17 protein-coding genes, 3 tRNA genes and 1 pseudogene are annotated in these 22,963 nt (G+C 35.8%); 4 read left to right on the plus strand and 17 right to left on the minus strand.

Going from position 1 to position 22,963, the window contains the following annotated elements; all coding sequences use genetic code 11:
• Nucleotides 1-2,496 (minus strand): hypothetical protein (locus N2Z72_07430; protein MCX7697507.1); only part of this gene is annotated, 2,496 nt, incomplete at its 3' end.
• Nucleotides 2,497-2,714: 218 nt separating this feature from the next.
• Between N2Z72_07430 and efp the strand changes: the two genes are divergently transcribed.
• Both efp and N2Z72_07440 read left to right on the plus strand, forming a co-directional pair.
• Nucleotides 2,715-3,281: an elongation factor P gene (gene efp, locus N2Z72_07435; protein MCX7697508.1), complete on the plus strand. Its 567-nt coding sequence runs from the start codon at nucleotides 2,715-2,717 to the stop codon at nucleotides 3,279-3,281.
• 4 nt (nucleotides 3,282-3,285) lie between these two features.
• Complete coding sequence (locus N2Z72_07440) at nucleotides 3,286-4,224, plus strand: UDP-3-O-(3-hydroxymyristoyl)glucosamine N-acyltransferase (protein ID MCX7697509.1); 939 nt, start codon at nucleotides 3,286-3,288, stop codon at nucleotides 4,222-4,224.
• Nucleotides 4,225-4,264: 40 nt separating this feature from the next.
• Here the strand turns inward: N2Z72_07440 and mnmE are convergent, their stop codons facing one another.
• Entirely contained in the window at nucleotides 4,265-5,662 is a 1,398-nt protein-coding gene (gene mnmE / locus N2Z72_07445) for a tRNA uridine-5-carboxymethylaminomethyl(34) synthesis GTPase MnmE (protein ID MCX7697510.1), read from the minus strand.
• A 158-nt stretch (nucleotides 5,663-5,820) separates the two neighbouring features.
• On the opposite strand from mnmE, the gene N2Z72_07450 reads away from it, so the two are divergent.
• Nucleotides 5,821-6,318: a hypothetical protein gene (locus N2Z72_07450; GenBank protein MCX7697511.1), complete on the plus strand. Its 498-nt coding sequence runs from the start codon at nucleotides 5,821-5,823 to the stop codon at nucleotides 6,316-6,318.
• 81 nt (nucleotides 6,319-6,399) lie between these two features.
• On the opposite strand, the gene queG is transcribed toward N2Z72_07450, so the two are convergent.
• The 11 genes from queG to N2Z72_07505 form a co-directional block, all read right to left on the minus strand.
• A complete protein-coding gene (gene queG / locus N2Z72_07455; GenBank protein MCX7697512.1) occupies nucleotides 6,400-7,299 on the minus strand; it encodes a tRNA epoxyqueuosine(34) reductase QueG in 900 nt (299 codons plus the stop codon).
• On the minus strand, nucleotides 7,299-7,988 hold the full coding sequence (locus N2Z72_07460; protein ID MCX7697513.1) for an MgtC/SapB family protein: 690 nt from the start codon (nucleotides 7,986-7,988) through the stop codon (nucleotides 7,299-7,301). Before N2Z72_07460 ends, queG begins: the two co-directional genes overlap by 1 nt.
• 78 nt (nucleotides 7,989-8,066) lie before the next feature.
• A tRNA-Val gene (locus tag N2Z72_07465) sits at nucleotides 8,067-8,141 on the minus strand.
• A gap of 1 nt (nucleotide 8,142) precedes the next feature.
• A tRNA-Leu gene (locus N2Z72_07470) sits at nucleotides 8,143-8,230 on the minus strand.
• 13 nt (nucleotides 8,231-8,243) lie between these two features.
• Nucleotides 8,244-8,316, minus strand: a tRNA-Gly gene (locus N2Z72_07475).
• A 52-nt stretch (nucleotides 8,317-8,368) separates the two neighbouring features.
• Complete coding sequence (gene pth, locus N2Z72_07480; GenBank protein MCX7697514.1) at nucleotides 8,369-8,929, minus strand: aminoacyl-tRNA hydrolase; 561 nt, start codon at nucleotides 8,927-8,929, stop codon at nucleotides 8,369-8,371.
• A 51-nt stretch (nucleotides 8,930-8,980) separates the two neighbouring features.
• On the minus strand, nucleotides 8,981-9,253 hold the full coding sequence (locus tag N2Z72_07485) for an HU family DNA-binding protein (protein ID MCX7697515.1): 273 nt from the start codon (nucleotides 9,251-9,253) through the stop codon (nucleotides 8,981-8,983).
• Between the two features lie 52 nt (nucleotides 9,254-9,305).
• The gene (locus N2Z72_07490; protein MCX7697516.1) at nucleotides 9,306-9,578 is read right to left on the minus strand and encodes an HU family DNA-binding protein; all 273 of its coding nucleotides are present in this window, start codon (nucleotides 9,576-9,578) and stop codon (nucleotides 9,306-9,308) included.
• Between the two features lie 292 nt (nucleotides 9,579-9,870).
• Nucleotides 9,871-11,592: a LysM peptidoglycan-binding domain-containing protein gene (locus tag N2Z72_07495; GenBank protein MCX7697517.1), complete on the minus strand. Its 1,722-nt coding sequence runs from the start codon at nucleotides 11,590-11,592 to the stop codon at nucleotides 9,871-9,873.
• Nucleotides 11,582-12,859: a hypothetical protein gene (locus tag N2Z72_07500; GenBank protein ID MCX7697518.1), complete on the minus strand. Its 1,278-nt coding sequence runs from the start codon at nucleotides 12,857-12,859 to the stop codon at nucleotides 11,582-11,584. Before N2Z72_07500 ends, N2Z72_07495 begins: the two co-directional genes overlap by 11 nt.
• A 178-nt stretch (nucleotides 12,860-13,037) precedes the next feature.
• The gene (locus tag N2Z72_07505) at nucleotides 13,038-14,927 is read right to left on the minus strand and encodes a CocE/NonD family hydrolase (protein ID MCX7697519.1); all 1,890 of its coding nucleotides are present in this window, start codon (nucleotides 14,925-14,927) and stop codon (nucleotides 13,038-13,040) included.
• 56 nt (nucleotides 14,928-14,983) lie between these two features.
• On the opposite strand from N2Z72_07505, the gene N2Z72_07510 reads away from it, so the two are divergent.
• The gene (locus N2Z72_07510; GenBank protein MCX7697520.1) at nucleotides 14,984-15,832 is read left to right on the plus strand and encodes a peptide chain release factor N(5)-glutamine methyltransferase; all 849 of its coding nucleotides are present in this window, start codon (nucleotides 14,984-14,986) and stop codon (nucleotides 15,830-15,832) included.
• A gap of 351 nt (nucleotides 15,833-16,183) precedes the next feature.
• On the opposite strand, the gene N2Z72_07515 is transcribed toward N2Z72_07510, so the two are convergent.
• The 4 genes and pseudogenes from N2Z72_07515 to N2Z72_07530 all read right to left on the minus strand — a co-directional run bounded on the left by N2Z72_07515 (nucleotide 16,184) and on the right by N2Z72_07530 (nucleotide 21,323).
• A complete protein-coding gene (locus N2Z72_07515) occupies nucleotides 16,184-18,481 on the minus strand; it encodes a hypothetical protein (GenBank protein MCX7697521.1) in 2,298 nt (765 codons plus the stop codon).
• Nucleotides 18,466-19,476: a PorP/SprF family type IX secretion system membrane protein gene (locus N2Z72_07520; protein ID MCX7697522.1), complete on the minus strand. Its 1,011-nt coding sequence runs from the start codon at nucleotides 19,474-19,476 to the stop codon at nucleotides 18,466-18,468. The genes N2Z72_07515 and N2Z72_07520 overlap by 16 nt, the downstream gene beginning before the upstream one ends.
• Nucleotides 19,473-20,546, minus strand: coding sequence for a gliding motility-associated C-terminal domain-containing protein (locus tag N2Z72_07525; protein MCX7697523.1), 1,074 nt, complete (start codon nucleotides 20,544-20,546; stop codon nucleotides 19,473-19,475). Before N2Z72_07525 ends, N2Z72_07520 begins: the two co-directional genes overlap by 4 nt.
• Before the next feature lie 411 nt (nucleotides 20,547-20,957).
• Nucleotides 20,958-21,323: pseudogene (locus N2Z72_07530) on the minus strand (PKD domain-containing protein).
• Nucleotides 21,324-22,963: the final 1,640 nt, after the last annotated feature.

The raw sequence follows: 22,963 nt of genomic DNA on the forward strand, positions 1-22,963 counted from the left end.
AGTTATCCCGTTCACATTCCCTTGTCCTGTACTCCATTGATAAACAACGGGGATATCCGACGAAGCACTAATCGTAGTAGTTTGCCCTTGACAAATTACAGGAGAACCACTACTCAATGTTATATTTGGAACAGGATTCACAATAATGGTAATCTGCGCCGTACTAGTACACTGATTCGGCGTCGTACCAGTCACCGTATAAGTCGTAGTAGTAGTCGGCGAAACAGTAATCGAAGAACCTACATTCCCAGTCGACCAACTAAATACCGTACCAGCTATATTGGATGAAGCGGTAAGTGTCACTTGAGATCCTGCGCAAATCACGGATTGACTTGCATTAACACTCAAAATAGGTCTAGGATTAACTATTACTCTACCAGTTGCTGTATTAGAACAATTGTTAGCTGTTCCTGTTACAGTATAATTAGTAGTTGTAGGAGGGGAAACTGAAAGAGGATTTCCAATATAACCTGTATTCCATGTAAATGTGGTATTTGGAACATTAGAATTCGCCAACAATTGTGCTGTTTCACCTTCACATATGGTAACTGTAGGAACATTAATCTGAGGAATAGGATTGACATAAACTGTTACAGAATCAACATTAGAACACAATGGAGCAAAAGAGATGTCGTCTAAAGCAAAGTCATTCCCATTTCTAATGGTATTTTGGTTTATAATGCAAATTTCAACGGAAGTATTGTTACCACTGTTCCAGATTTGATAAAATTGTTGCCAATTGCACACTACGTTGCTAGCTGTAAAAGGCGTACCTAACAATGATCCATTTACATAAAATTGCAAAACAGCAGGGTTCAACGGATGAACACTTGTAACCCATGTAGAAAATGCATAATCGGTATTGGGTGTTACTTGAACCGTTTGACACCATACACGTTGGTTAGCAACTGGAGCACCATTGATGACCATCATTAAGTTACCTGGAGCTGGTGTGTGATCTTGACATTGAGCAAAATTCGGATGAGTATTTCTTGGATTATTAGTAACGTAGTAATTACCCTCAGGAATTAAATTTATATTGTATTGGTAATCCGTAGTAAAGCCTACATTACCTTGTTCGAAATCACCATTAAAAATAACATTATCGCCTAAGGAATAACCTGTTAGATAATATGTGGTCGTTACAGAAGGTGTAGCAATGGGATTAGAAATATTAGGATTATTAAGTGTAGCTGCAGGACGCCAATTGTATAACCAGGCCCCACTACCTTGTAATTGAGCAGATTGACCCTGACAAATGGTTTGATCTGGTCCAGCATCTACTTGAGGAAGTGGGAAAATTCTAACAGTAACAGTAGTAGTATTGGTACACCCATTTTGATCTGTACCAGTAACAGTATAGGTTGTGGTTGCTGAAGGTGAGGCTATAACAGTTGAACCTATCACTTGACTTAAACCTGTTGAAGGAGACCATTCATAATAACTGGCACCAGTTACTCTAAGAACAACAGAACCTCCCTGGCATACTCCTGGCATACGTGGTGTAATGGTTAAAGTAGGCGGAGGTAAAACTTGAACGGTAAAAGGAACGGTATCGTCGGGACAATTTGGTGCTTCATCAGATACAACCAAATAGTAATTACCAGCAGTTGTTGCCATCCATTGAGTCCCAGTTCCTACCTGATTCCAACTGCTATTGTACCATCTATAGGTTAAATTTCCCCATCCCCCTGTTGCAGATGCATTCACTAATCTGCCAGGAGTGCCTTGACAAATAACCACAGGATTAGGATTAATAGTTGCGTCCAGTGGTTGAAACATAGTAACCCTTACTGTATCACAAAAATTAATCACACCCGCACAATTCGGTGCTGCTACTGTTCCACATACTTCATAATCAACAAAAGGTGGTGGATTTAACGATGGAGTTACAATGGGATTGGCGCAATTAGTACAGCTTAAAAAAGCATCATATATACCTGTACCACTGGTGATATCTCGCCAGCGAATAGTGTTTGGATTAAGTCCTTGAACCCAAAGTTGAGCTGGGCAATTTTGACTGGCAATAGTTGGAGGAGACACCTGAGGAGAAGGAATTGCACGAATAGCATAAGTGTTTGGATTGTTTCCGGGCTTACAGAAAGTAAGAGTATATGGACCCGGACCATTCAAGCAAATAGGTTGTCCCACAGGAATCTGAGGACCACAGTTGATTTGATAAAAAAGAGCTCCTGGAGGAACAGCGCCGGACGCAATTTCGAAATTCACTGCAATAGTTTGAGGGTGCAGGCGTATTTCAAACTCAATACACCTGTCAGGTGCAGTAGTTCCACAGCAAAGATCTCTTCGACTAACGTTAGGGGAAACCCACGTACCCCCCGGAGAAGAAGAGAGATCGACCAAAAAAAAGGGGGTGTTTGGTCCGCATGAACCAGATTGTGCAATGACAGGATGAGTATGAAATATCAGCATGAAAAAAAACATTAGCCACCCTGTCATTACCCCCATCCTCAAAATAAAATTTCTTTTTTTCATGGCTCATGTATTTTAACTCTTACGAGTGAATTCCTTTACTCTTATATCATTTGGACTATTTTTATAATATAAAGTTTATATAAAATATAGAAAAAATTAATAAGCAAAAACACTTAATATCTGATTTTATAAGGCAGTTATTAAACTTTAAATAAAACACAAATGTCATCAAATAAAATATTATTTTTACTTTTGCACAGAGAGTTTAAAAAGAAATCATGGCAACAACTGCTGATATTAAAAATGGTGTTTGTATTGAACTCAATGGCGATTTATATGTCGTGGTAGAATTCCAACATGTTAAACCTGCCCGTGGTAATGCTTTCGTCAGAACCAAATTAAAAAGTCTCATGAGTGGTAAAATCATACAAAACACTTTTCCATCTGGGGCTAAAATTAATATACAACGTGTTGAACGTAGACCATATCAATTCTTATATAAGGAAGGAACCACATACTTTTTTATGCATAGTGAAACGTACGAGCAAATTTCTTTAGAAGAACATTTGATTAATGCTCCTCAATTTTTAAAAGAAGGACAAGAAGTCGAAATTATGTTTCACGCAGAAACTGAAACACCCATTAACTGCGAATTACCCGCTTACGTTGTACTTGAAGTAGTATATTCTGAACCTGGCCTAAAAGGTGATACTGCAACAAATGCTATGAAGCCTGCTACACTTGAAACCGGAGCTACGATTCAAGTTCCTCTTTTTGTAAATGTAGGAGATAAGATTAAAGTTGATACACGTACAGGTGAATATGGAGAAAGAGTAAAAGAATAACCTCATGAAACTGAGTAAGCCATATACAGTTAAACAATTGGTGGATATTATCCAAAATCCAAACATCAAAATTTTAGGAGATGCCCAGACGTTGGTCACAGGAATAAATGAAATTCACAATGTTGAGGAGGGAGATATTACTTTTGTAGATCATCCCAAATATTACAACAAAGTATTACAATCAAAAGCTAGTGTCATTATTATCAATCAGCCATTTGATCCCCCAGTTGGTAAAGTTTTGTTGCTAAGCAATGATCCTTTTAGTGATTACGTAAAATTAGTTAGATACTTTAAACCTTTTATTCCCTCAGAATCCGCCATTAGTCCTACAGCGGAAATTGGTGAAGGGACCATTATTGAGCCTTTTGTTTTTATTGGACACAATGTTAAAATTGGGAAAAACTGCATTATATATGCTCATGTGACTATACATTCGGACACCATCATCGGTAACAATGTAATCATCAACAGTGGAACTGTTATTGGTGGAGAGGCTTTTTACTTTAAACGGAGGCCAACTCATTACGATAAGTTGGTAGGTTGTGGGAGAGTCATCATCGAAGATGACGTTGAGATTGGTTCCTGTTGCACTATCGATAGAGGTGTTTCCGGAGATACTATTATTGGAAAAGGAACTAAGATGGATAATCATATTCAAGTAGGCCACGATACGATTATTGGTAAAAACTGCCTCATTTCATCACAAGTGGGAATAGCTGGTGTTGTCACCATTGAAGATGATGTAATTTTGTGGGGACAAGTAGGTGTCCAGAAAGATCTGACCATAGGCAAAGGTGCTGTAGTCCTCGGTCAATCCGGCGTTTCTAAATCATTAGAAGGCGGAAAAACTTATTTTGGTAGTCCTGTCCGTGAAGCTGTTGAAAAAATGAAAGAACTTGCCTTATTGAAACGTTTGCCTGAGTTGTTCGAGAAATTAAAATAATCATTTATCGTATACCCCTATTGAATGTTTCAATAAATGCCTATTTTCCAATACAAAATCGACTAAATATAGAATCTAATATGTCTTCATTTGTAATCTCACCTGTAATTTGTCCTAATTCCTGGATAGCAATCCGACAAGCTTGGGATACAAGATCTTGAGATGCATTTTTCCTTAAAAGCTCTATGGCTTCCTCAAGTTGTTTGATAATGCATGTAAATGCCTCAAAATGACGCAAGTTTGTTAGAACCACATCTGGAATTGCTTGAGGCTGGATTTCATAGTATGAAACTATTTTATCTAACAACAAATTAATGTTTTCATTACGTTTGGCTGAGATGAATACTATATCTCTGTCCATAATTGTCTTCCAATGAGAGGGAAATTCATCTAGCAAATCAATTTTATTAAGTACAAAAATTAATTTTTTTTCATTAAAATCTTTTACATGATTTTGTAAAAGCGAAATTTGCTCTTGAATGTATTCCACAGAAACATCTGAAGGTTCTAACATCAGAAGTATAACTTCAGCTTCACGAGCCTTTTCATAAGTTTTTATAATACCAAGATGTTCTACATGCTCGGCATCTCCCCTAATACCAGCCGTATCGATAAATCTCAGTGGTAAACCCCTTACGTAAATGACATCTTCGATATAATCACGAGTGGTACCGGGGAGATCACTAACTATAGCCCGATCTTCACCTAAAATACGATTAAGTAATGTAGACTTACCCACATTTGGCTTTCCTACGATAGCTACGGGGATACCATTTTTTAGCACATTACCCATGCGAAAAGTATCCAGCAATTGTTGACTTTCGCTTATTATTTCAAGTGCAATATTAATAAGTGTATTCCTATCAGCAAACTCAACATCTTCTTCAGAAAAGTCTATCTCTAATTCAAGCAATGCTGTTAAATCGATCAGTTTTTGGCGTAAAGCCTGGATGCGCATCGTAAAAAAACCACGCATTTGATTGATGGCCAATTTATGTGAAGCTTCGTGTTCAGCAAATACAAGGTCATTTATACTTTCAGCTTTTAACAAATCCATTTTTTGATTGAGGAATGCGCGAAAAGTAAATTCACCAGGTTTGGCAAGTCGGACTCCATTTGATATAAGGATTTCAAGAATTTTCTTTTGAATAAAAGGAGAACCGTGATGAAAAAATTCTGCCATATCTTCTCCTGTATAAGATCCTGGTGCTTTGTAGTACACCATTTGTATTTCATCAATTAGTTCTTCCTTATCGTAAAAATATCCGACGTATAAATGCCTTGCTTTTGGATAATCATGAAATGAATAATAATGTGGAGTGAAAACTTTCTGAAGAATTTCTAATGTTTTATCACCACTCATTCTGATCACCCCTATAGCACCAAAACCAGGTGGAGTTGATGGGGCACAAATTGTTTGATTAATATTTAGGATCATTTTTTTATGTTTACAAATATAGAAAACACAGGAATATTTCTATTTTGAATAAAAAATATTTGTCTTTTTTTTCATTCTTTGATTATATTTTTTTTTAATTTTTTAATAAAAAATTTTGTTTTTAAAAAAATTTTTTATTTTTGCTAAAATTTATACGTATGAGAAACAAACTTATTTCAATTTTAGCAAGTATTTTAATTTTAAGCGGTTGTGGTCCAACCACTGATGAAGTCGTGAAATACAACGACAAGATAGTTGATATTATAAATGAAATAGATGGAAAGCATTCAAATTTATTAGACGTATTTAAAAAAGAAGACGTTACTGAAAGTACTTGTAAAATGGAACTCAACAATTACAGAGATTTTTTAATTGAGAAGAAAAAAGAAGTAGAAGGTTTAGAATGTCCAGATGATGAAAAAGTTAAAGCATTCAGAGATGCAACCATCAATATGATCAACGAATTTATTAAACTAGCAGAAAAAGAATACGTTGAGGTAATTACACTTTTATTCAATTCTGGAGATGATCAATCTGCAGAGGAATATTTTGATTCACTTCTCGAAAAAATTGACAATACGGAAGGAAAATATTATGAAGAAGTTAAAAAGACTCAGAAAGAGATGGCTGATGCGTTTAACATTACATTAAAATAACATTTATTCAATAAAGGAGAATATAAGAGGGGATTACAAGTCCCCTTTTTTTTTAAACTCATTGCTTTTAAATCATTAACATTATCTTGTATAATAATTTAAAAGCTTCATTATTTTTTCAGCAGAAACTCTATTCATAGGAGTAAATTTTTTTCTCGACATTAACTCATAAAACATTTTGTTACGAAACAAGTTGTATATTTCATTATTTTCCCAAGAAATTAACTTTTTTTTATGATTATAGGGACAAACATTCGTACAAATGTCGCAGCCGAAAATCCAACCATCCCCCTTTTTTAAAATATGATCTGGAATGTCAACTTTTTTTGCTTCTATTGTCCAGTAAGCAATACATTTATTACTATCAATTATTGAAGGAAGCACGATGGCTTTTGTAGGGCATGCATCCATGCAACGTTTACATTTACCACATGCATTATTAATTACCTCTCTTTTCTTGCCCTCGATCTTTGCAGAGGTAAAAATATGGGATATAAATATTTTAGACCCATGCGCAGGATGTATTAATTGACCATTTTTCCCAATAAAACCCAATCCGGCTTTCCATGCCCAATAGCGATCCATAATGGGAGCGCTATCAGTAAAAAAATAAGCATTCTTACCTGTTTTTCTTTCAATCAGTTTGAGAATTGGCAAGGCTTTTTCTCTTAAATAAAAATGATAATCAATTCCTAGAGCATAACCAGAGATTTTAATCCTTCCTTGAATAGGTTCCTGGACAGGCCATGGAAATAACATGGTAATAATAGATTGAGTTCCATCTACTAACAAACCTGGATTAAATCGCTTTTCAACATTCTTTCCCAAATATTGCATATCAGCATGAAACCCTGCATTTAACCAGTTTTTATATTGTTTTTCTACATCATTATCAACTTTTTCACAAACGTTCCATCCTGCATCGATAAATCCTTGCTGCAAGATGATCTTGAACACTTCATCCCATAACAAAGTTGCCATTAATTCAAATTTTGAAGTGATATTTCATGAACGATTAAACCTTCCTCTTGGAATAAAGAAGTTATATTTTCGATTAAATTTTCTACATCCAGCAAAGAAGGGATGGTTACGTTGAAAATAATTATCGAAGTTCCAGTTTGGAAGTTTTTTTTAAAATTCACCGTGAAGAACTGAATTTTACGCGATTTTAAAATGGCATGAAGTTTTTCTTTATTCTTAAAATTGCCTTCATACTCAATCAGTAACTCTTTAAAAATTTTTTCCTGAAAAAGAATTTTTTCAATCGAATCAATAAAAAGTAGTATAAATAATACAACTAACAAAGCAATAAATGCGGCTAAATAATAACCAGCGCCAATAGCCAAACCTATTGCAGAAGCAACCCAAATGGTTGAAGCAGTAGTTAAACCCTTGACATTTACACCCAATTTTATAATAGCTCCAGCTCCTATAAATCCAACGCCAGAAACAACTTGTGCTGCTATTCGAGAAGGATCAAAATGATTATCCATACCAAATACCCATGGAACATACATCGATATCAACATTAACAAACCGGATCCAAGAGAGATGAGAGCATGTGGACGCATACTGATAAGTTCTCTATGACGTCCTCGCTCAAAACCAATTATCAAACCTGCTATAAAGCTTAATACTATTCTCAATACTATTTCTTCTACACTGATCACAGAAAAAAATTTTTACAAACTTAAAAAAATGAAAGAAATTTTAATTGAACCTTATAAATAAAACTTCACGAATACAAGTGGGCGCTAACGGACTCGAACCATTGACCTCCTGCTTGTAAGGCAGGCGCTCTGAACCAGCTGAGCTAAGCGCCCGTACCCTGGGCGGGACTTGAACCCGCACGGCCATTTAATTGGCCACAGGATTTTAAGTCCTGCGTGTCTACCACTTCCACCACCAAGGCCCGTATTATGTTGAGCAGTAGACGGGACTCGAACCCGCGGCCCTAACCTTGGCAAGGTTATGCTCTACCAACTGAGCTACTACTGCATGAAAAAGATTGTACAAAATTATATTGTTTTATTAAAAAAAACAAAAAAAGTTAATAATTGTTGTAATGATTCATTGCAAAGTCCATACCTGATAACATCCAGGCTTCGATCGATTCAACAGCAATCAAGATACGTTCGTCAAGTTTTTTCAGTTCTTCCTCATTCCATTTTCCTAAAACATAATCTACCTGCCTCCCACGCTCAAAATTTTTCCCTATTCCAAATCTAAGCCTATTAAATTCCTCGCTTCCAAGCCATTCAATGACGCTTTCCAATCCATTATGTCCACCAGCACCTCCTTTTTTTCTCAAACGAATCTTTCCCAAGGGAAGAGAAATATCATCACATATAACCATAAAATCGTTGGGTTTTACTTGCTCCATCCAGTACCGAACTGCCTTCCCACTTAAATTCATGTAAGTAGATGGCTTAATAACATAAACTAGCTTACCACGAAAAGCAAAATTTGCAATCTTAGCTAATCGTGAAGCATGAAATGTTGCATCGTGTTTCTTAACTAACTGATTTACAATATCAAAACCTATATTATGCCGTGTACCAGCGTATTCCTCTTCGGGATTTCCCAGACCAACAATGAGATATTTTTCCATAAATAAAAAAAGCCGCCTAAGCGGCTCAAAAATAACAAGTTTTCTTTTTCTTTACTTGATTTTATCAGCCATGTCCGACCCAGCTTTGAAACGCACAACTTTTTTAGCAGGAATTTGAATAACTTCACCTGTTCTAGGGTTCTTGCCTTTTCTTGCAGCTAGTTTTTTAATCTTCCATGATCCCCAACCAGGAATCACTACATCATCGCCCTTAGAAAGGCTCTTTTTTACTGCTTTAATCAATGCGTCCAAGGCAGCTTTTGTTTTAACTTTTGTCATTTTTGCCTGAGCTGCCATTGCATCAATTAATTGTTCCTTATTCATATATTTTGTTTTTTAGGTTAATCAAAAAAAGGTTGCTTTCGCAACCTTAAATTCATTTAACATTCTTGGATAGTTCTGACCCTGCTTTGAACTTTACAACTTTCTTTGCAGGAATTTTCATTTTTTTGCCAGTCTGAGGATTGATTCCTTCACGAGCACTTCTCTTAACTACGGAAAATGTACCAAAACCAACCAAAGCAATTTTGTCTCCTTTTTTCAAAGTGGCTTTGGTAACTTCCATGAAAGCTTCCAGGGCTTTCTTGGCTTCAACTTTTGTGATTTTTGCTTCTTTTGCAATGGCATCAATTAATTCTGTCTTGTTCATATCAATACTTTTTTAAGATTTAATACACAAATATAAGATGGAATAATGGTTTTGCAATAATTTACATCTGAAATTCACATTCATTGTTGATAAATTGCCACTTTTGTTAATAACTCTTCTATTAATTTGTAAATTTTTCTTCAAAAATAAGGATTTTTTTAGAGATATTTTTTTCTATACTTTCAAATCAAAACATTAAAATTTAATTATCAGAATCTTTTAAAAAAAAACTTGTTTTCACTCGATACTGTCGCTAAAAGATCATTAATATTGAAAATCAATCTTTTATGCTTTATTTAATGATAAGCTTTTGACCAGGCTGAATCTTGTCAGAACTTAGTTGATTATCTTTTTTTATCTTTTCAACGGTGGTATTGTACTTACGAGCAATACTCCAGAGAGATTCTCCTTCTTTGACAACATGAGTAATATTTTTTGGAGAATTGAAAGCAGTTGAAACAGTTGCTTGAGTTTTTGAATTAGAGTGAATTTTTAATTTTTGACCTGGATATATGCTAGTTCCCTGAAGGTTATTCCATCGTTGAATATCTGCTACACTTACCCCATATTTTGAAGCAATAGATGAAAGGTTGTCTCCTTTCTGTACGACATATATTATTTCATTAGCCTGAGATGAATTATCTTTTTTCGATGATTGGGTGTATGCGTTCTGAGCATTTACAATATTTTTCTTACATCCCACCAAAGTATCGACCCTTAAGGTGTCATTTTCAAAAAAATCCTGGGTATAGGAAAAAGGTTTTTTTAATAAATAAACTCTATACGCATTGAGAATGGCATTAATAAAAAGTTCACCACGACGCACATATCCCTCAAAGGTTAAATGCTTCTTGTCTCGCTGAGCAAGGTTAAAAGCATACCAGTTTTTCATAGAATAATCCCCGCCAGCAACGGTAAAATAATCATACAAAGCTACTTTTTCTTTCTCGGCTATTCTTCGTATTAATGCACTATATAATTTGCAGTTGGGTATGTTGATGTTTCTATACATAACATTCTGAGGACTTACTAAAATCATAGACGTCGTGGGTAAATTAGTTCGTATCTCCTGAATCAACTTTAAAAGATTCATTAGAATAAAGTTTTCATGAAATGCAGTTCGGTAAATATCATTAATCCCTACATCTATAATAACTAAATCGGGCTTTAAATATTTAAGGTGCTCAATGGCAAGATTCTGTTTGAGAAGACTTGATATTCCTGCACCGTTAATGCCTGTACTGATGTATAGTATGCCTTTATCGTTTGTGGATTCGATGATGATGGCATACAATTCAAAAAATTTCTGTTCTGGTTTGTTCTTTTTAACTTTGAAAAACAAAGTGTCATAACTCTGAGCTGGCAAATCAAGACAAATGTAAGGTAAAGTTGCATTTTGAGATATTTCTGTTTCAATCCATTCCATTTCTGATGAAGTTCTCAATAAAAGATCCATACTTTCGCGGGAAGTATTGCAAAAAATTCTAATACGATTGAAACCATTTCGCAGAGTCTGAAATTTTTTGCGAAATACAATCGCAAAGCCAGCCGTACTGTCTGTGGTTTTGCACGTAATACCGGAAAAACTCAAAGGAAACCGAGGTTGCATTTCTACATTTCTTGTATACATCCATTCTCCTTCGACGATAGATGTATAATCATACGCGGAATTAGTTTTTGCTGCTTTGTAGGGAAAAACATAGCCCCTCCCACCATAACCAAAAATTTCTTGAAGCCTGTCACGAATTACACCTGTAAAAACATCGCTCTGAACATGTGAATCACCAATGTGTAAAATGACAACCTTATCATTATCGGCATTTTTTAATTTTTCAAAAAAAGGGAAAATAGCATCTGGATGATACCATTCAATCACATTTTTGCTATAACAAATAAAAGGATATGTCTTTTCATAATTTATCCATCCGGCAATGTAAGACGGATTCTCCAATAAGTCTTGGCCTTGACAAAGTATGAAATAAGATAAAAAGATAAAAAAATTTTTACTTTTCATGGTGTAATAACCTCAAAAGATAATTATGATATTCGTGCATGATAGCATCGGTGAAAGCTTTAGCGATTTCTTCGCGCCCTTTATCAGTAAAATGCCCGTCTTTTGACAACAATCCTTTTTCGATCCATGGTTTTAAACTATTTTCGCCTCCCATCAATTGATACGTGTCAAAATATGCAAAATGATATTTTAAGGCCAATTTTTTTAGTTCTTCGTTAAATTGATTCAAGTATGGATGCGACATAAGTCCATGACGAGGAGGCATATTTCCGGGACCGAAAAATATCACAGGTAAAGTTGGAAAAAAACTTCTTATATGAGAAAATATTTTTTCATACATCTTACCCATCACGACAATATCCTCTTTTTTACGCAAATAAGGAACCACATTGGCTCCGTATTGAAGGATTAAAAGCCGAACTTGTTTTCGTTTAACATACTTATTCATGATACTCTTCGATAGAAGCAACCATCCATCTCCACTATGACCCCGAACTCCAAAGTTATCTATGATAACTCCCTTATTTGATTCAAAACTTAATCCGTAAATCAAAGGTGTATTTAAAGGAAAAATTAATTTTATGAAAGTAGTTGAAGGAGAAATGGGCAAAACTAATTCATTAAAATCCTCTTTTCCTTGAAGGATGACCTGAAAACTTTTTCCACCAGCATATCCGTGAACAGTGCAAGGAGAACTTGCTTGACCATACCAAAGTGTTCCCTTATCATAAGGTTGAGGAATGTTGATCTGAACATAAGCATTGGTATAAGTTTTAGACAGTTTCTCTCTGGCAGAAACGGTATCTTTGAAAAATGATGCACTGTCAAGTATGACTGTGTAACTCATAGGTTTGAATGATACTCCGCCTGGCCCATAAGAAGAAGTTTTCAATCGATGCTGAAAAAAAGTATACCTCATCCAGTTGTCGCTAGCAACACGTGAAAATGAAACTGGATTGGTAACATCCACCACGGGTACGAAACCCAATCCTTTTCCCTTGAAAAGATTTTGCATCTTTTTACGAATAGAATTGGTAAGGCGATCTCCTTCAATCTGAGAATCGCCCCAATGACCTATGCGAATGACCTGATCTGTATCATGTTCAAGAGCATAAAAAAATGAATCTAATGCTAAAGAAAAAGAATCCAATGGAGGCACGATTAGAAAGGTTTGAGATGATTTCAATGAAGAGTCTATAATTCTAACATTCAAAGCTTTACAATCTATCCTTACGTCATCAACGGAAATCTGCTGATCGTTACTCAAATTTGATGTACATGATAGAAAGAAAAGCATATTTAAAAAAGGAATTATTACACCGACCTTCACCTTACAGTTGTTGACCATTTGAAAGCTTTAAACAAAAATACTATTCTTTTAAGAACTGATAATTTTTCCGCACAATCTAGACACTGGTATAAATTTAAACTCGTTGATACCATCTTTAACGTACGATCATGATAGGTTCCACATTTAACTCATGAAGAGATTGAGCCTGAATGTAGTACACACCATTTTTCCAATTTCCTGTATACACAGAAACTTGACGATCGATCGGACCATGCCATATTATTCTACCCTGAATGTCATAAATAGTTAAGAAAACAAATTCATTTTTATTTAGTTTAACTATTAACCACTTGCCATCGGATGAAACAAAAGATTCTATCCATGATTCTTTAACTTGATCGTTAATCCTCAATGGATATTGATCAACTGGCAAAACCACAGAACTTGGATAGTATTGACCAACATGTATTGCATTACGTGCAACCAAAGTATCCCCAGATGTATACATTGGTCCACCGTTATTCAAATTTATGTCAAATCTTGGATAATTCGAAGAAGTTATTGAGAGACGCAATTTATGTTGTGGCAAAAATGTATAAGAGATGTCATAGAAATTCATTTCAATCCGATAAATAGAATCATCCTGCATAAATAATTCGTCCGATTGAGAATACCCTTTCCTAAAGCGCATTCTCTGGATTTGTTCACGAACAAGAATAGATCTTCCATCGGGATAAACATCAGTAAGTCGTAAAGCAAAATCCGTATCCAAGACATCAGATGAAACCCATAAAATCACTTTAATCTTTCCAGTTACGGTCACCGGAATGCTAAAATCGTCGCTAGTAAAAACGACAATATCATTGCGAGATTCAACTTGTTGAGACTGATCATATGGTCCTTGAAGAAGGTCATTCCTCAATGTCATACCACCCACCGTTGGAGAAGGATTTCGTGGATCATAAACAAACTGTATAGTATCATGATGATAAGTAGGGGGTTCATCAGATAATCTTCCTTCTTTGAGCAAATAAAGAGTAATAGATGTTTGATTTTGTATTGTGGTTTGCCATGAAGTTGTGCTCTCCCAAATATTTTTTCCAGGTATAAAAAAACGCAAGGGGGGTTCATTTTCCCAATTATTATTAATCCCACGCAAATAGTAATCAAAGAAACGTAAAGCAAGTGAGTCACCCCAACCGACTGCTTGTGGAAAAGTCAATTCGCCTTGTTGGGGCGTTCCTACTTGAGATGTCCCATGACCCCCATGTACCCATGGACCAATCAAGAATTTATGTTTATACCTCACTTGTACTTCACTCTGAGTCTGTAATGCGGCAAAAAAATCCAACATCAACTGAATATTATGATCAAACCAACCACCAATCAAAAACATGGGAATTCGAATATTTTGCGGATAAAATGTCAACCATTCTGCTAATTGCCAATACGTGTCATAATAAGGATGTGTAAGCAGGGTAGATGATAAACCAAACCCTAGAGCGTCCAGTTGATCGACGTATTCTTTCCGATAGACGCCACCTGGAAAATATTCTAGATAAAGACTTTGTGGAGCAGCCACTAAAGGTACTGCACAAATATGATTTGGATGATTCTCTTTGGCAGTAAGATATTGAATTTTACCCAACGCCGACGGCCCCCACGTTCCAACTTTACCGTTACTCCACGGCTGGTTGACTATCCATTCGATGACGTCATAGCCGTCTTTTCCTCGATCGGGATTAGGAACAGCAGCTGCTGCTGATCCATAAAAACCTCGCCAATCTACAATAACAAAAGCATATGGGCATCCGTCTAAATTGATTCCAATACCTAGTGGTAACCCAAATCTGAACAACAGCCGATTATACGGAGTTTGAATAAGTATAGTTGGGTATTTTATTGTTCCCGACGTATCTTGCACATAACAATCTGCCGCCAACCATTTCCCATCTCGCATAGGAATATGTTTTACAAAAGGTTGTAACAACTGAGCATTAAGAATTATTACAAACAAGAGAAAGATAAAAAAAATCCGTTTCATTTTTTTCAAATATAAAATTTATCCTCGTCTAAAATGAAGTAATTTTGGAAAATTTTATGAAAATTAACGAGCTTTTAACTAAAATAATTAACCAAATTCTTCCAACTTACAACGGCGATATAAAAGAAGCCCGTGCTGTAGCACTAAGACTTCTTGCTCATCATTTGCATTGCAAACCCTATGAAATGTTTGCAATCCCAGATCATGAAATCAATTTAAATCTTGCCATTCTTAACGAAGACATATCGAAATTAAAAAACGGAATGCCAATTCAATACATCACTAATGAACAAGAATTTTGCGGTTTATCTCTATGGGTAAAGCCGGGAGTTTTGATTCCACGGCCGGAAACCGAAGAACTTCTTCACATCATCATTAAACAAAAACCAACATTTGATGTGGCTATTGACATTGGAACAGGTAGTGGATGTATTGCTCTTGCTCTCAAACATGTTTTTCCTCAAAAAAGAGTCATAGCTATCGACATCGATCCGACAAGCATTGAAGTAACCCAAATCAACGCCATAAAGCATCAACTGCAAATTGAAATTTTACAACTAGATATTTTTGACTGGGAACCCATTTCTTATTTCAGTTCCGACGAAAGAATTCTTGTCATTAGCAATCCCCCGTACGTTCACCCATCCGAAAGAGAAAACATGACTCAACAAGTTCTTAACTTTGAACCTGAGCATGCATTGTTTGTTCCGAGCCATGATCCCATCATATATTACAAAACCATACTTTACAAGTTCTCCCCTTTAACATCAGAGTTTTACTTCGAAGTTAACCCTATGTTCGTCAAAAAACTAAAAGATTATTTATGCTCATTGAATATGAATTACACATTCTTTAATGATTTTAAAGAAAACATTCGCTTTTTAAAAGTATTGCCCAAAACTTGATTTTTTCTAAATCAAGAATATTTAATTCGAAATCATTTTGAGCATAAAATAAGTACGACTTCAGTTGTTGTTTGTAGAATTTATTAGCCTTTCTCATCTTTACTTCTAGCTGACTCTTCGATAAACATTCATTTTGAATAATTTGTCATGATGACATTGTGAGCTGTTACAAAAAGGTAGAGCAAAATATAAGTTAATGATATTCACTTTCATGCTCCTTAAATTTTATTGGTGTTTAAAATCAATTTATTATTTGTTTGCTATTATTTGTTTTTTTAGCATTACTCATCATCCGTATTCCTAAATCCTTAATTATTTTATGACTTATTATGCCATTGAAAGTTGATATCTTTAACCGGCTCGGATGTACAGGACTTCTTGGCTTCCAGAGGGTTCGTTGGTTTCAAAAAAAAGCAAAACCATCTTAAGAGCCCGAAGTTTTAGTAAATCAACACAAATTTTCATTTCAACCTTTTCGGATGGTAAGATCTCAGATTTAGAAAGATAAAATTCGACCCATGAATGAGACGATAGAATTTTTTTTATGACTAAAGGAGAAGTTCCCACATTTTGTATGGTAATGGTCTTACAAGGTATATTTTCAGTTCCAGACCACACGAGATCATGAGTAGAAAAGCTGGCCACAGGAAATTTTTGTTGCTCAGTTGAAAGGGAAAACGTAGATTGATAAGAAGAAATCTGAATACGCCGTTCCTTAGAGGCCTTAATGCTATATATGGAATTGCGAGCATCATGAGGATTATCACTTACAGTAGGATCTGCCAATACTTCCCCTACAGGTTTCTCGATGATTCGCAATTTAGGAGTATCGCTTTCCAAGTATGATTGAAAAAAGCCTTGTTGATACTTTTTCATAAAATTAATTAAGCTTTTAATACGCCTTTTAGCTAAATTCAGGTTGTATTCTGTCGTAGTAAGAGGACTCGTAAAACCTTGAATAGTAATAGTAACGCGACTTCCGTTTTGCAAATCTTCACGCATAAGCTGCAGAAATTCAATCAATCGTTCGTATCCTCCTACAACATCAAGGGTAAAAAATCTTTCCATGTCTTCCAGCGCCTTTTGTTTTTGGTCTCCTTCTAGCCCTTTGCTGTACTCTTTCTTGAATTTTTCGATCAGTGAAAGATAGAATTCATAAGTTTCGTCGTATGTTGTCTGTGTAAGAGAATCTTTGCTTCTGGGATCTGGATAATCATTATGAAAATAAAGATTGATCGGCAAGAGAGATTGAATTTTGTTTTTCAAGGTCATGTTAATCGTATCAATAGATGGTCTTTCAAATGTATCCTTCTTAACTAGAGTAGGTTTTATTTCAAAAGTATAAATGTCGTAGCAACATGTTTCACCTTTAATAGCATAAGAGCCCTTGCGATTAGAAGTTAAATATCCTTCTTGATTACCCTGGGTAAATTTGAAATATACGTCGTTGGAAGGACTGTTAATGGGTCGCCCAACATTTACAGGTTTCTCCCACCGACTGTAACTCCCTTTTGAACGAAAAATATCGAATCCTCCCAAACCAATCCAATAGTCACTTGAAAAATACAATGTGTTGGAAAGCGTGTCATAAAATGGGCTCATTTCATTACCAGGAGAGTTTATGAAACTCCCAGCATTGATAGGTTGTCCATACTGAGAATTTTTTCGAACTACATACCAAATGTCTAATCCACCATAACCGCCAGGACGATCACTAGAGAAAAAAATAATTTCCTGACCGAGAGAATCTTTAGCAAAAGCTGGTTGAGTAGTCGTATAGCCAGGAAGATTAAAAGGAAGCTTTATTGGTTTTGTCCAAGTATTGTCCGATTGCTTTTGAGATGAGTATAAATCACACCTAAACTGATTTTTTTCTCCGAAATAACATATATTAAACCATGCTTCAGTTCCAAAAGGATTAAAAACCAAGTTGGCGGTATGATTTTTTTTATCATTGAAGGGATAATTTAATTTTTGTGGTCGTTTGTACCCAAATCCTCCGAAGTTAGAAAAATAAATCGCTGAACCAAAATCATTTTCAAATAAGAATTCGGATGTTTTTTCATAAACAGGCCTGATGGAAGTGAAAAAAAGTGTGTCTTCTCTTTGAAATGCACCAAATTCGCTGTAAGGTGTGTTTACTGGCATAGGTAGATGATCTATCTCGACGGAGGAATCTACGTTCTCCACCAATTTTAATAAATCAGCTTTGTTTGCGACATAGTTCTTTGATTTCTGAATCATAAATTCATCCTTACGAGAATCGTCTTTGACTAAAAAATATTCATAATAAGCTAGGGCTTCTTCATATTTTTCAAGAGAGCGACTAACTTCAGCAAGATCAAAGAAAAGACTAGGATAATAATTTTCCTTTCCCAGCCAGATGATTTGTTTAAAACATTCATATGCTTTGTCGTTTAAGGACAATTCTCGAGCAGATTTTCCTAAATAAAACCACGCATCTGACATCATAGAGTCCTGTTGTACCAAATGAGAAAAAATAGTATAAGATTCAAAGTAATTGCCCTTTTCGTAAAAATTTTTTCCTGCATTAAACAAATCAGTGATTTCCTGAGAATTTAGAAAAGCTGTACCTCCCAGCAGAGCATACAAAAAAAGACCTAAAAAAGCTCTCAAAAAATGGGGCATATGATTTCTCCCGGTCTTGCTCGTTTGCCTGGACTATGCAAATATATAAAACTCAACTCCCACCCTCCTCTACCATAACTCGCTTTTCTAAGTTTTGAAAGATTAACATCATAACTTAAACCAATTCTGTATTGCAAAAAATCATAATAAGTCGAAAATAACAATCCGTCCCCTACACGCCACGAGGCTCCTGCAGAAAGAAATTGATAAGGTCCAGATTTATCAGTAAGATTCCAGCTTAACATAATTCCAGGAAGCCATTCCTGTTGCGTGGATTGCCTAGAATAGAAAAGGAAATATCTAACATAGAAATCACTTTGAGTCTTTTGTTGATAAAGGACCGAAAGTGTATAGCGTGTTTTTAGAACAACTTCCTCATCGCCAAACCACGATATGTGGGGATTATTCATGTTCTTAATTCCCACGCCTGCTTGAAAAAACTCATCTTTGGATTGGTAATATAGAAAACTTAATCCTCCCCCAAAAGACAAATAAGTTAATTTAAATTCGGGAAAAACTTCTCCTGCAGAAATAGTGGGATCAAAATGAACGCCGTTGAATTGTTGGTCAAACTGAAGTTGATCAATGCTGATACTTTTTCGATGATATTCTCCCGAAACTCCAATTGAAAGAAATGCTTTATTTGAAGGATTTAAAGTTGAAAAATATGAAATCGAAGGGCCAGTTGCCAACGTACTTAGTTTACTATCCCCAGCTTTTTCAAAAAGCAACATCCATCCCACGCCAAATTTGCTTTTCGCCTGTTGCGATGTTTTAATATTCACTTCTCCACCAAGTAAGTATTGTTCGAATGGAACAGTAACGGAGGACCACTGCATTCTTACGTTAGAAGAAAACCTAAATTTTTCTTTAAAAAAAGCAGTCTGAGCTGGATTAAAATAAAATGGCACTCGTTCCATTTGAGTAAAATGTACATCTTGCCCATGCAGAACATATAAAAAAATGAAAAATAAAACCCATAAAATTGTTCTCATCGTATGAGTGTAATATTTCCTTTTTTTCTGAATTTTTGGCCACCAAAGCACTCAACCTCTAAGTAGTAATCAAAAACTTGAGGTTCAAGCAACTTGCCTTTATACGTTCCATCCCACCCTTCCAATGGATTTGTTGTTTCGAAAACCTTTTCACCCCACCGATCAAAAATAGCGAAATACATTCTGTCAATATACTTACTCCTTACATATAGAACATCATTTTTCCCGTCTGAATTGGGTGTAAAAGCATTAGGTATAAATATGTATGGTTCATAACAAAAAACCTCCAGCACCACAATAGTAACGCTATCGTCATAGATGCAACCTTCCCCATCATCTATTTTTATGTAATATGTAATCGTGTGAGGTGGCGTAGCAGTTGTATTTGGAGAGTTTGGATTAAGTAAGTAATCTGTTGGTGACCACTGATAAGTCAGGAAACTATAAAGGGGAATTGCATGTATGCCCACTGACTGACCTTGATAGATGGTATCCTTATCTGCCCACGCATCAGCATTAGCATAAATGTTTTCCACGGGGACATAAGCAGATTTTTGTGTTTTACAATTATTTTTATCTGTAATAGTTACATGATAAGTGCCAGTACAAAGACCAAATATATTTTGAGTTGTTTGCTGATTACTCCATTGGTACGTATATGGTAATGTTCCCCCAGTTGGAAAAGCATAAATTTTACCATTGCAAGCATTTTCACAGTGAACTCCATAAGCTATGAGTTGAATCTCAAGTGGTTGAGGCTGACCAAGAGTTATTTGTAATATCTTTTGACAACTATCAGCATCCGTTACAGTTACAGAATAAACCCCTGCCGGAATGTTATTCAACACTTGGGTATTAGCCCCCGTAGACCATTGATAGTGATATGGTGGGGTGCCTGTTTGAGGAGAAAGAATGATACTTCCATCACTATAGCCATGACAAGAAGGTTGTATGGTGGAATAACTTACTTGTATAGATTGAAAATCAACATAAACTGAATCAATAACACTACACGCACCGTTACTTACACGCACATAATACCAATGAGAATTGGTATTTGAAACGATCATGTATGGTACAGAAGCAGAAGTGTTCAGTGTGTCAGTAAAATTGTGATTTGAAGACCAATGATATGAAAAAGTTGAACCACCAGTTGCCGAAGCATAGAGTGTATCACCCACATGACAAGTGACTAAATTTTGACCTGCATCAGCCTGAAGGTTCCATACATTAACTCGCTGATAAATGGTATCACGACATACTCCATTGTTGACAATTAGTCTATAATTCGTAGTCGTTGTTGGTGAAGCAATAGGATTGGATAGATTAGGATTGCTTAGACCTGTAGTGGGGTGCCATTGATATGTAATGTTTTGTGCAGGCAAAGGAGGAATACCGATGTTAACAGATTGTCCAACACAGATACTCACATCTGGTAAACTATAAGAAGTATCTTTCATGACAACGATTGTTTTAGAAACAGTATCGTTTTGATTACAGCTTGTTGCATCTGAAACTATGAGTGTAACTGTATAAACTCCCGGAGAAGTATATGCATGAGTGGGATTGCAGTTGGTGCTCTGGGTTCCGTCGCCAAAATCCCATAAACATTGAGCAACACCTGGATTTGGAAAATGAGAATTATTTGTGAAAGTTGGTACTTGAGGTAAACAAATAACAGGAGTTAGGTTGAAATCAGCAACAATAGCTGGAAGGTTAAAATCTATTTTTATAACGCCATTGTTACAGTTTGTACTGTTGTTAACATTGCTCCATGCGCCAGGTGTTGTAGGAAAATCATCATAACCACCACAACCTGCACAAACCGATTGATAGATTCTTCCCATTTTATCGAATCGACTTGTTCCGCCATCTACATGTTCGGAACTTGATCCACCATAATATGTGCCGAACACAATGCCAGATGCATCATCACGTATAGCAAGAAAGTAATAATCGTTATTATCTGTCGTGTGTTGAAATGCATTCGCAGTAATTGGCAATCCCGATGTTCCTCCAAAGCCATTCAACGTCGGACTTCCCCAACCCGATAAGTAAATGTTTTTACAATAATCAACCAGAAAAGCTGTTGGACTGATATTGATAGTTCCGTTGGTCGTACCAAATCTGGTAGACCAGACAATGCTATTTAACAAAGGAGTCAGCTTAGAAATAAATTGACCACCCCCTACCGTATACCAAGAAGCATTATGGATTAAAACCGATCCAGTAGATGAAGATTGTCCGAAAATGTACACATAGTTTTGCTTGTCAACTTCGACAAAATATATTTGATCATAGCTTGATGTTCCCCAATATGACGATTTGAAAATGTTTGTGCCATCAGAACTAACCAAAGTAATAAATCCATCGACGTTTCCCTGATATGTAGGAGTTAGCACATTAGCAGTTACCGGAAAGTTGGTACTATTGGTACCTCCAGCAAGATAAACAGTACCGTTTTTTGCAATAGCAATGTTGTAGATAGCATCTGCATAATTACCTCCTAGATACGACGACCAAATGATCTGAGAAAGAGCTCGATCCATTTTAATCACAAAACCATCCTGTCCGCCCCCGCCAGGAATTGGTTGAAAACTACCTGATGTGACAGGGAAATTTGTAGAATTAGTACTTCCTACGATGTAAACATTACTTTGCTCATCAATTAATATTTCTCCACGAACATCATCAGCATAGTTTTTTTTCAAATTACTACTGACATTTAAACCATCATTAGATGTCCCTCCCACGTAAGTAGAATAAAGTAAGTTTGTTCCCGCTGAATTCAAACAACTAACAGCTACATCACTTCCTTGTGTGTAAGAAATCACATTTGTTAAGGTATAGTTGGTTCCTCCATTAAAAGTTAAATCGAAACATCCAGCCCTAACTGGATAGTTGCTTGAGCCTGTTATGGCCATGATATAAAGTTCGCCAGCTGAATTAGCAACAAGACTTGCTGGAACTTCAGGGCCGCTACCTCCCAAGTATGTACTATAAGCCAAGGATGAACCATTTAAGTTGTATTTTGAAATGACAATATCAACGTTTCCTCCATAATTGGTCTGGTAAGCTCCTGTTGTAGTAGGGTATCCTAAACCAAAAATGTTACCACCAGTATATAAATGTCCCTGATCGTCATAAGTAGCTGTATAACCCCAATTATCTGCTGTGGAACCCGAGTAAGATGCAAACACAAGTACGGGATCTATATATAATGCTTTAGTTTTATCGTAACTCCCAACTATTCTATAGCTAACAATATTACCTTTGAGATCATATTCACACTTCAGATCAACTGTGTCGTTTTCTATGAACTGATATGCTCTTGGAATAAATTCTTCGATATTTCCAACACTGGTTTTCAAAATAAGTCTGTTTTCCTTTAATTCAACTTTGTTTAATCCTTCAAATTTTAGCCGAATAACTGCAGGGTCAACACCTGGATGAACAACCAAATCATATTTAATAAAACGATGATTCC

Source organism: Bacteroidales bacterium (assembly GCA_026418905.1).
GTDB lineage: Bacteria > Bacteroidota > Bacteroidia > Bacteroidales > DTU049 > JAOAAK01.

What these genes read in the sequence shown, in the direction of transcription:
- efp (MCX7697508.1), top strand. Translation starts at nt 2,715, where the DNA reads ATGGCAACAACTGCTGATATTAAAAATGGTGTTTGTATTGAACTCAAT.
- N2Z72_07440 (MCX7697509.1), top strand. Translation starts at nt 3,286, where the DNA reads ATGAAACTGAGTAAGCCATATACAGTTAAACAATTGGTGGATATTATC.
- mnmE (MCX7697510.1), bottom strand. Translation starts at nt 5,662, where the DNA reads ATGATCCTAAATATTAATCAAACAATTTGTGCCCCATCAACTCCACCT.
- N2Z72_07450 (MCX7697511.1), top strand. Translation starts at nt 5,821, where the DNA reads ATGAGAAACAAACTTATTTCAATTTTAGCAAGTATTTTAATTTTAAGC.
- queG (MCX7697512.1), bottom strand. Translation starts at nt 7,299, where the DNA reads ATGGCAACTTTGTTATGGGATGAAGTGTTCAAGATCATCTTGCAGCAA.
- pth (MCX7697514.1), bottom strand. Translation starts at nt 8,929, where the DNA reads ATGGAAAAATATCTCATTGTTGGTCTGGGAAATCCCGAAGAGGAATAC.
- N2Z72_07485 (MCX7697515.1), bottom strand. Translation starts at nt 9,253, where the DNA reads ATGAATAAGGAACAATTAATTGATGCAATGGCAGCTCAGGCAAAAATG.
- N2Z72_07490 (MCX7697516.1), bottom strand. Translation starts at nt 9,578, where the DNA reads ATGAACAAGACAGAATTAATTGATGCCATTGCAAAAGAAGCAAAAATC.
- N2Z72_07495 (MCX7697517.1), bottom strand. Translation starts at nt 11,592, where the DNA reads ATGAAAAGTAAAAATTTTTTTATCTTTTTATCTTATTTCATACTTTGT.
- N2Z72_07505 (MCX7697519.1), bottom strand. Translation starts at nt 14,927, where the DNA reads ATGAAACGGATTTTTTTTATCTTTCTCTTGTTTGTAATAATTCTTAAT.
- N2Z72_07510 (MCX7697520.1), top strand. Translation starts at nt 14,984, where the DNA reads ATGAAAATTAACGAGCTTTTAACTAAAATAATTAACCAAATTCTTCCA.
- N2Z72_07515 (MCX7697521.1), bottom strand. Translation starts at nt 18,481, where the DNA reads ATGCCCCATTTTTTGAGAGCTTTTTTAGGTCTTTTTTTGTATGCTCTG.
- N2Z72_07520 (MCX7697522.1), bottom strand. Translation starts at nt 19,476, where the DNA reads ATGAGAACAATTTTATGGGTTTTATTTTTCATTTTTTTATATGTTCTG.
- N2Z72_07525 (MCX7697523.1), bottom strand. Translation starts at nt 20,546, where the DNA reads ATGATCGTTTCAAATACCAATTCTCATTGGTATTATGTGCGTGTAAGT.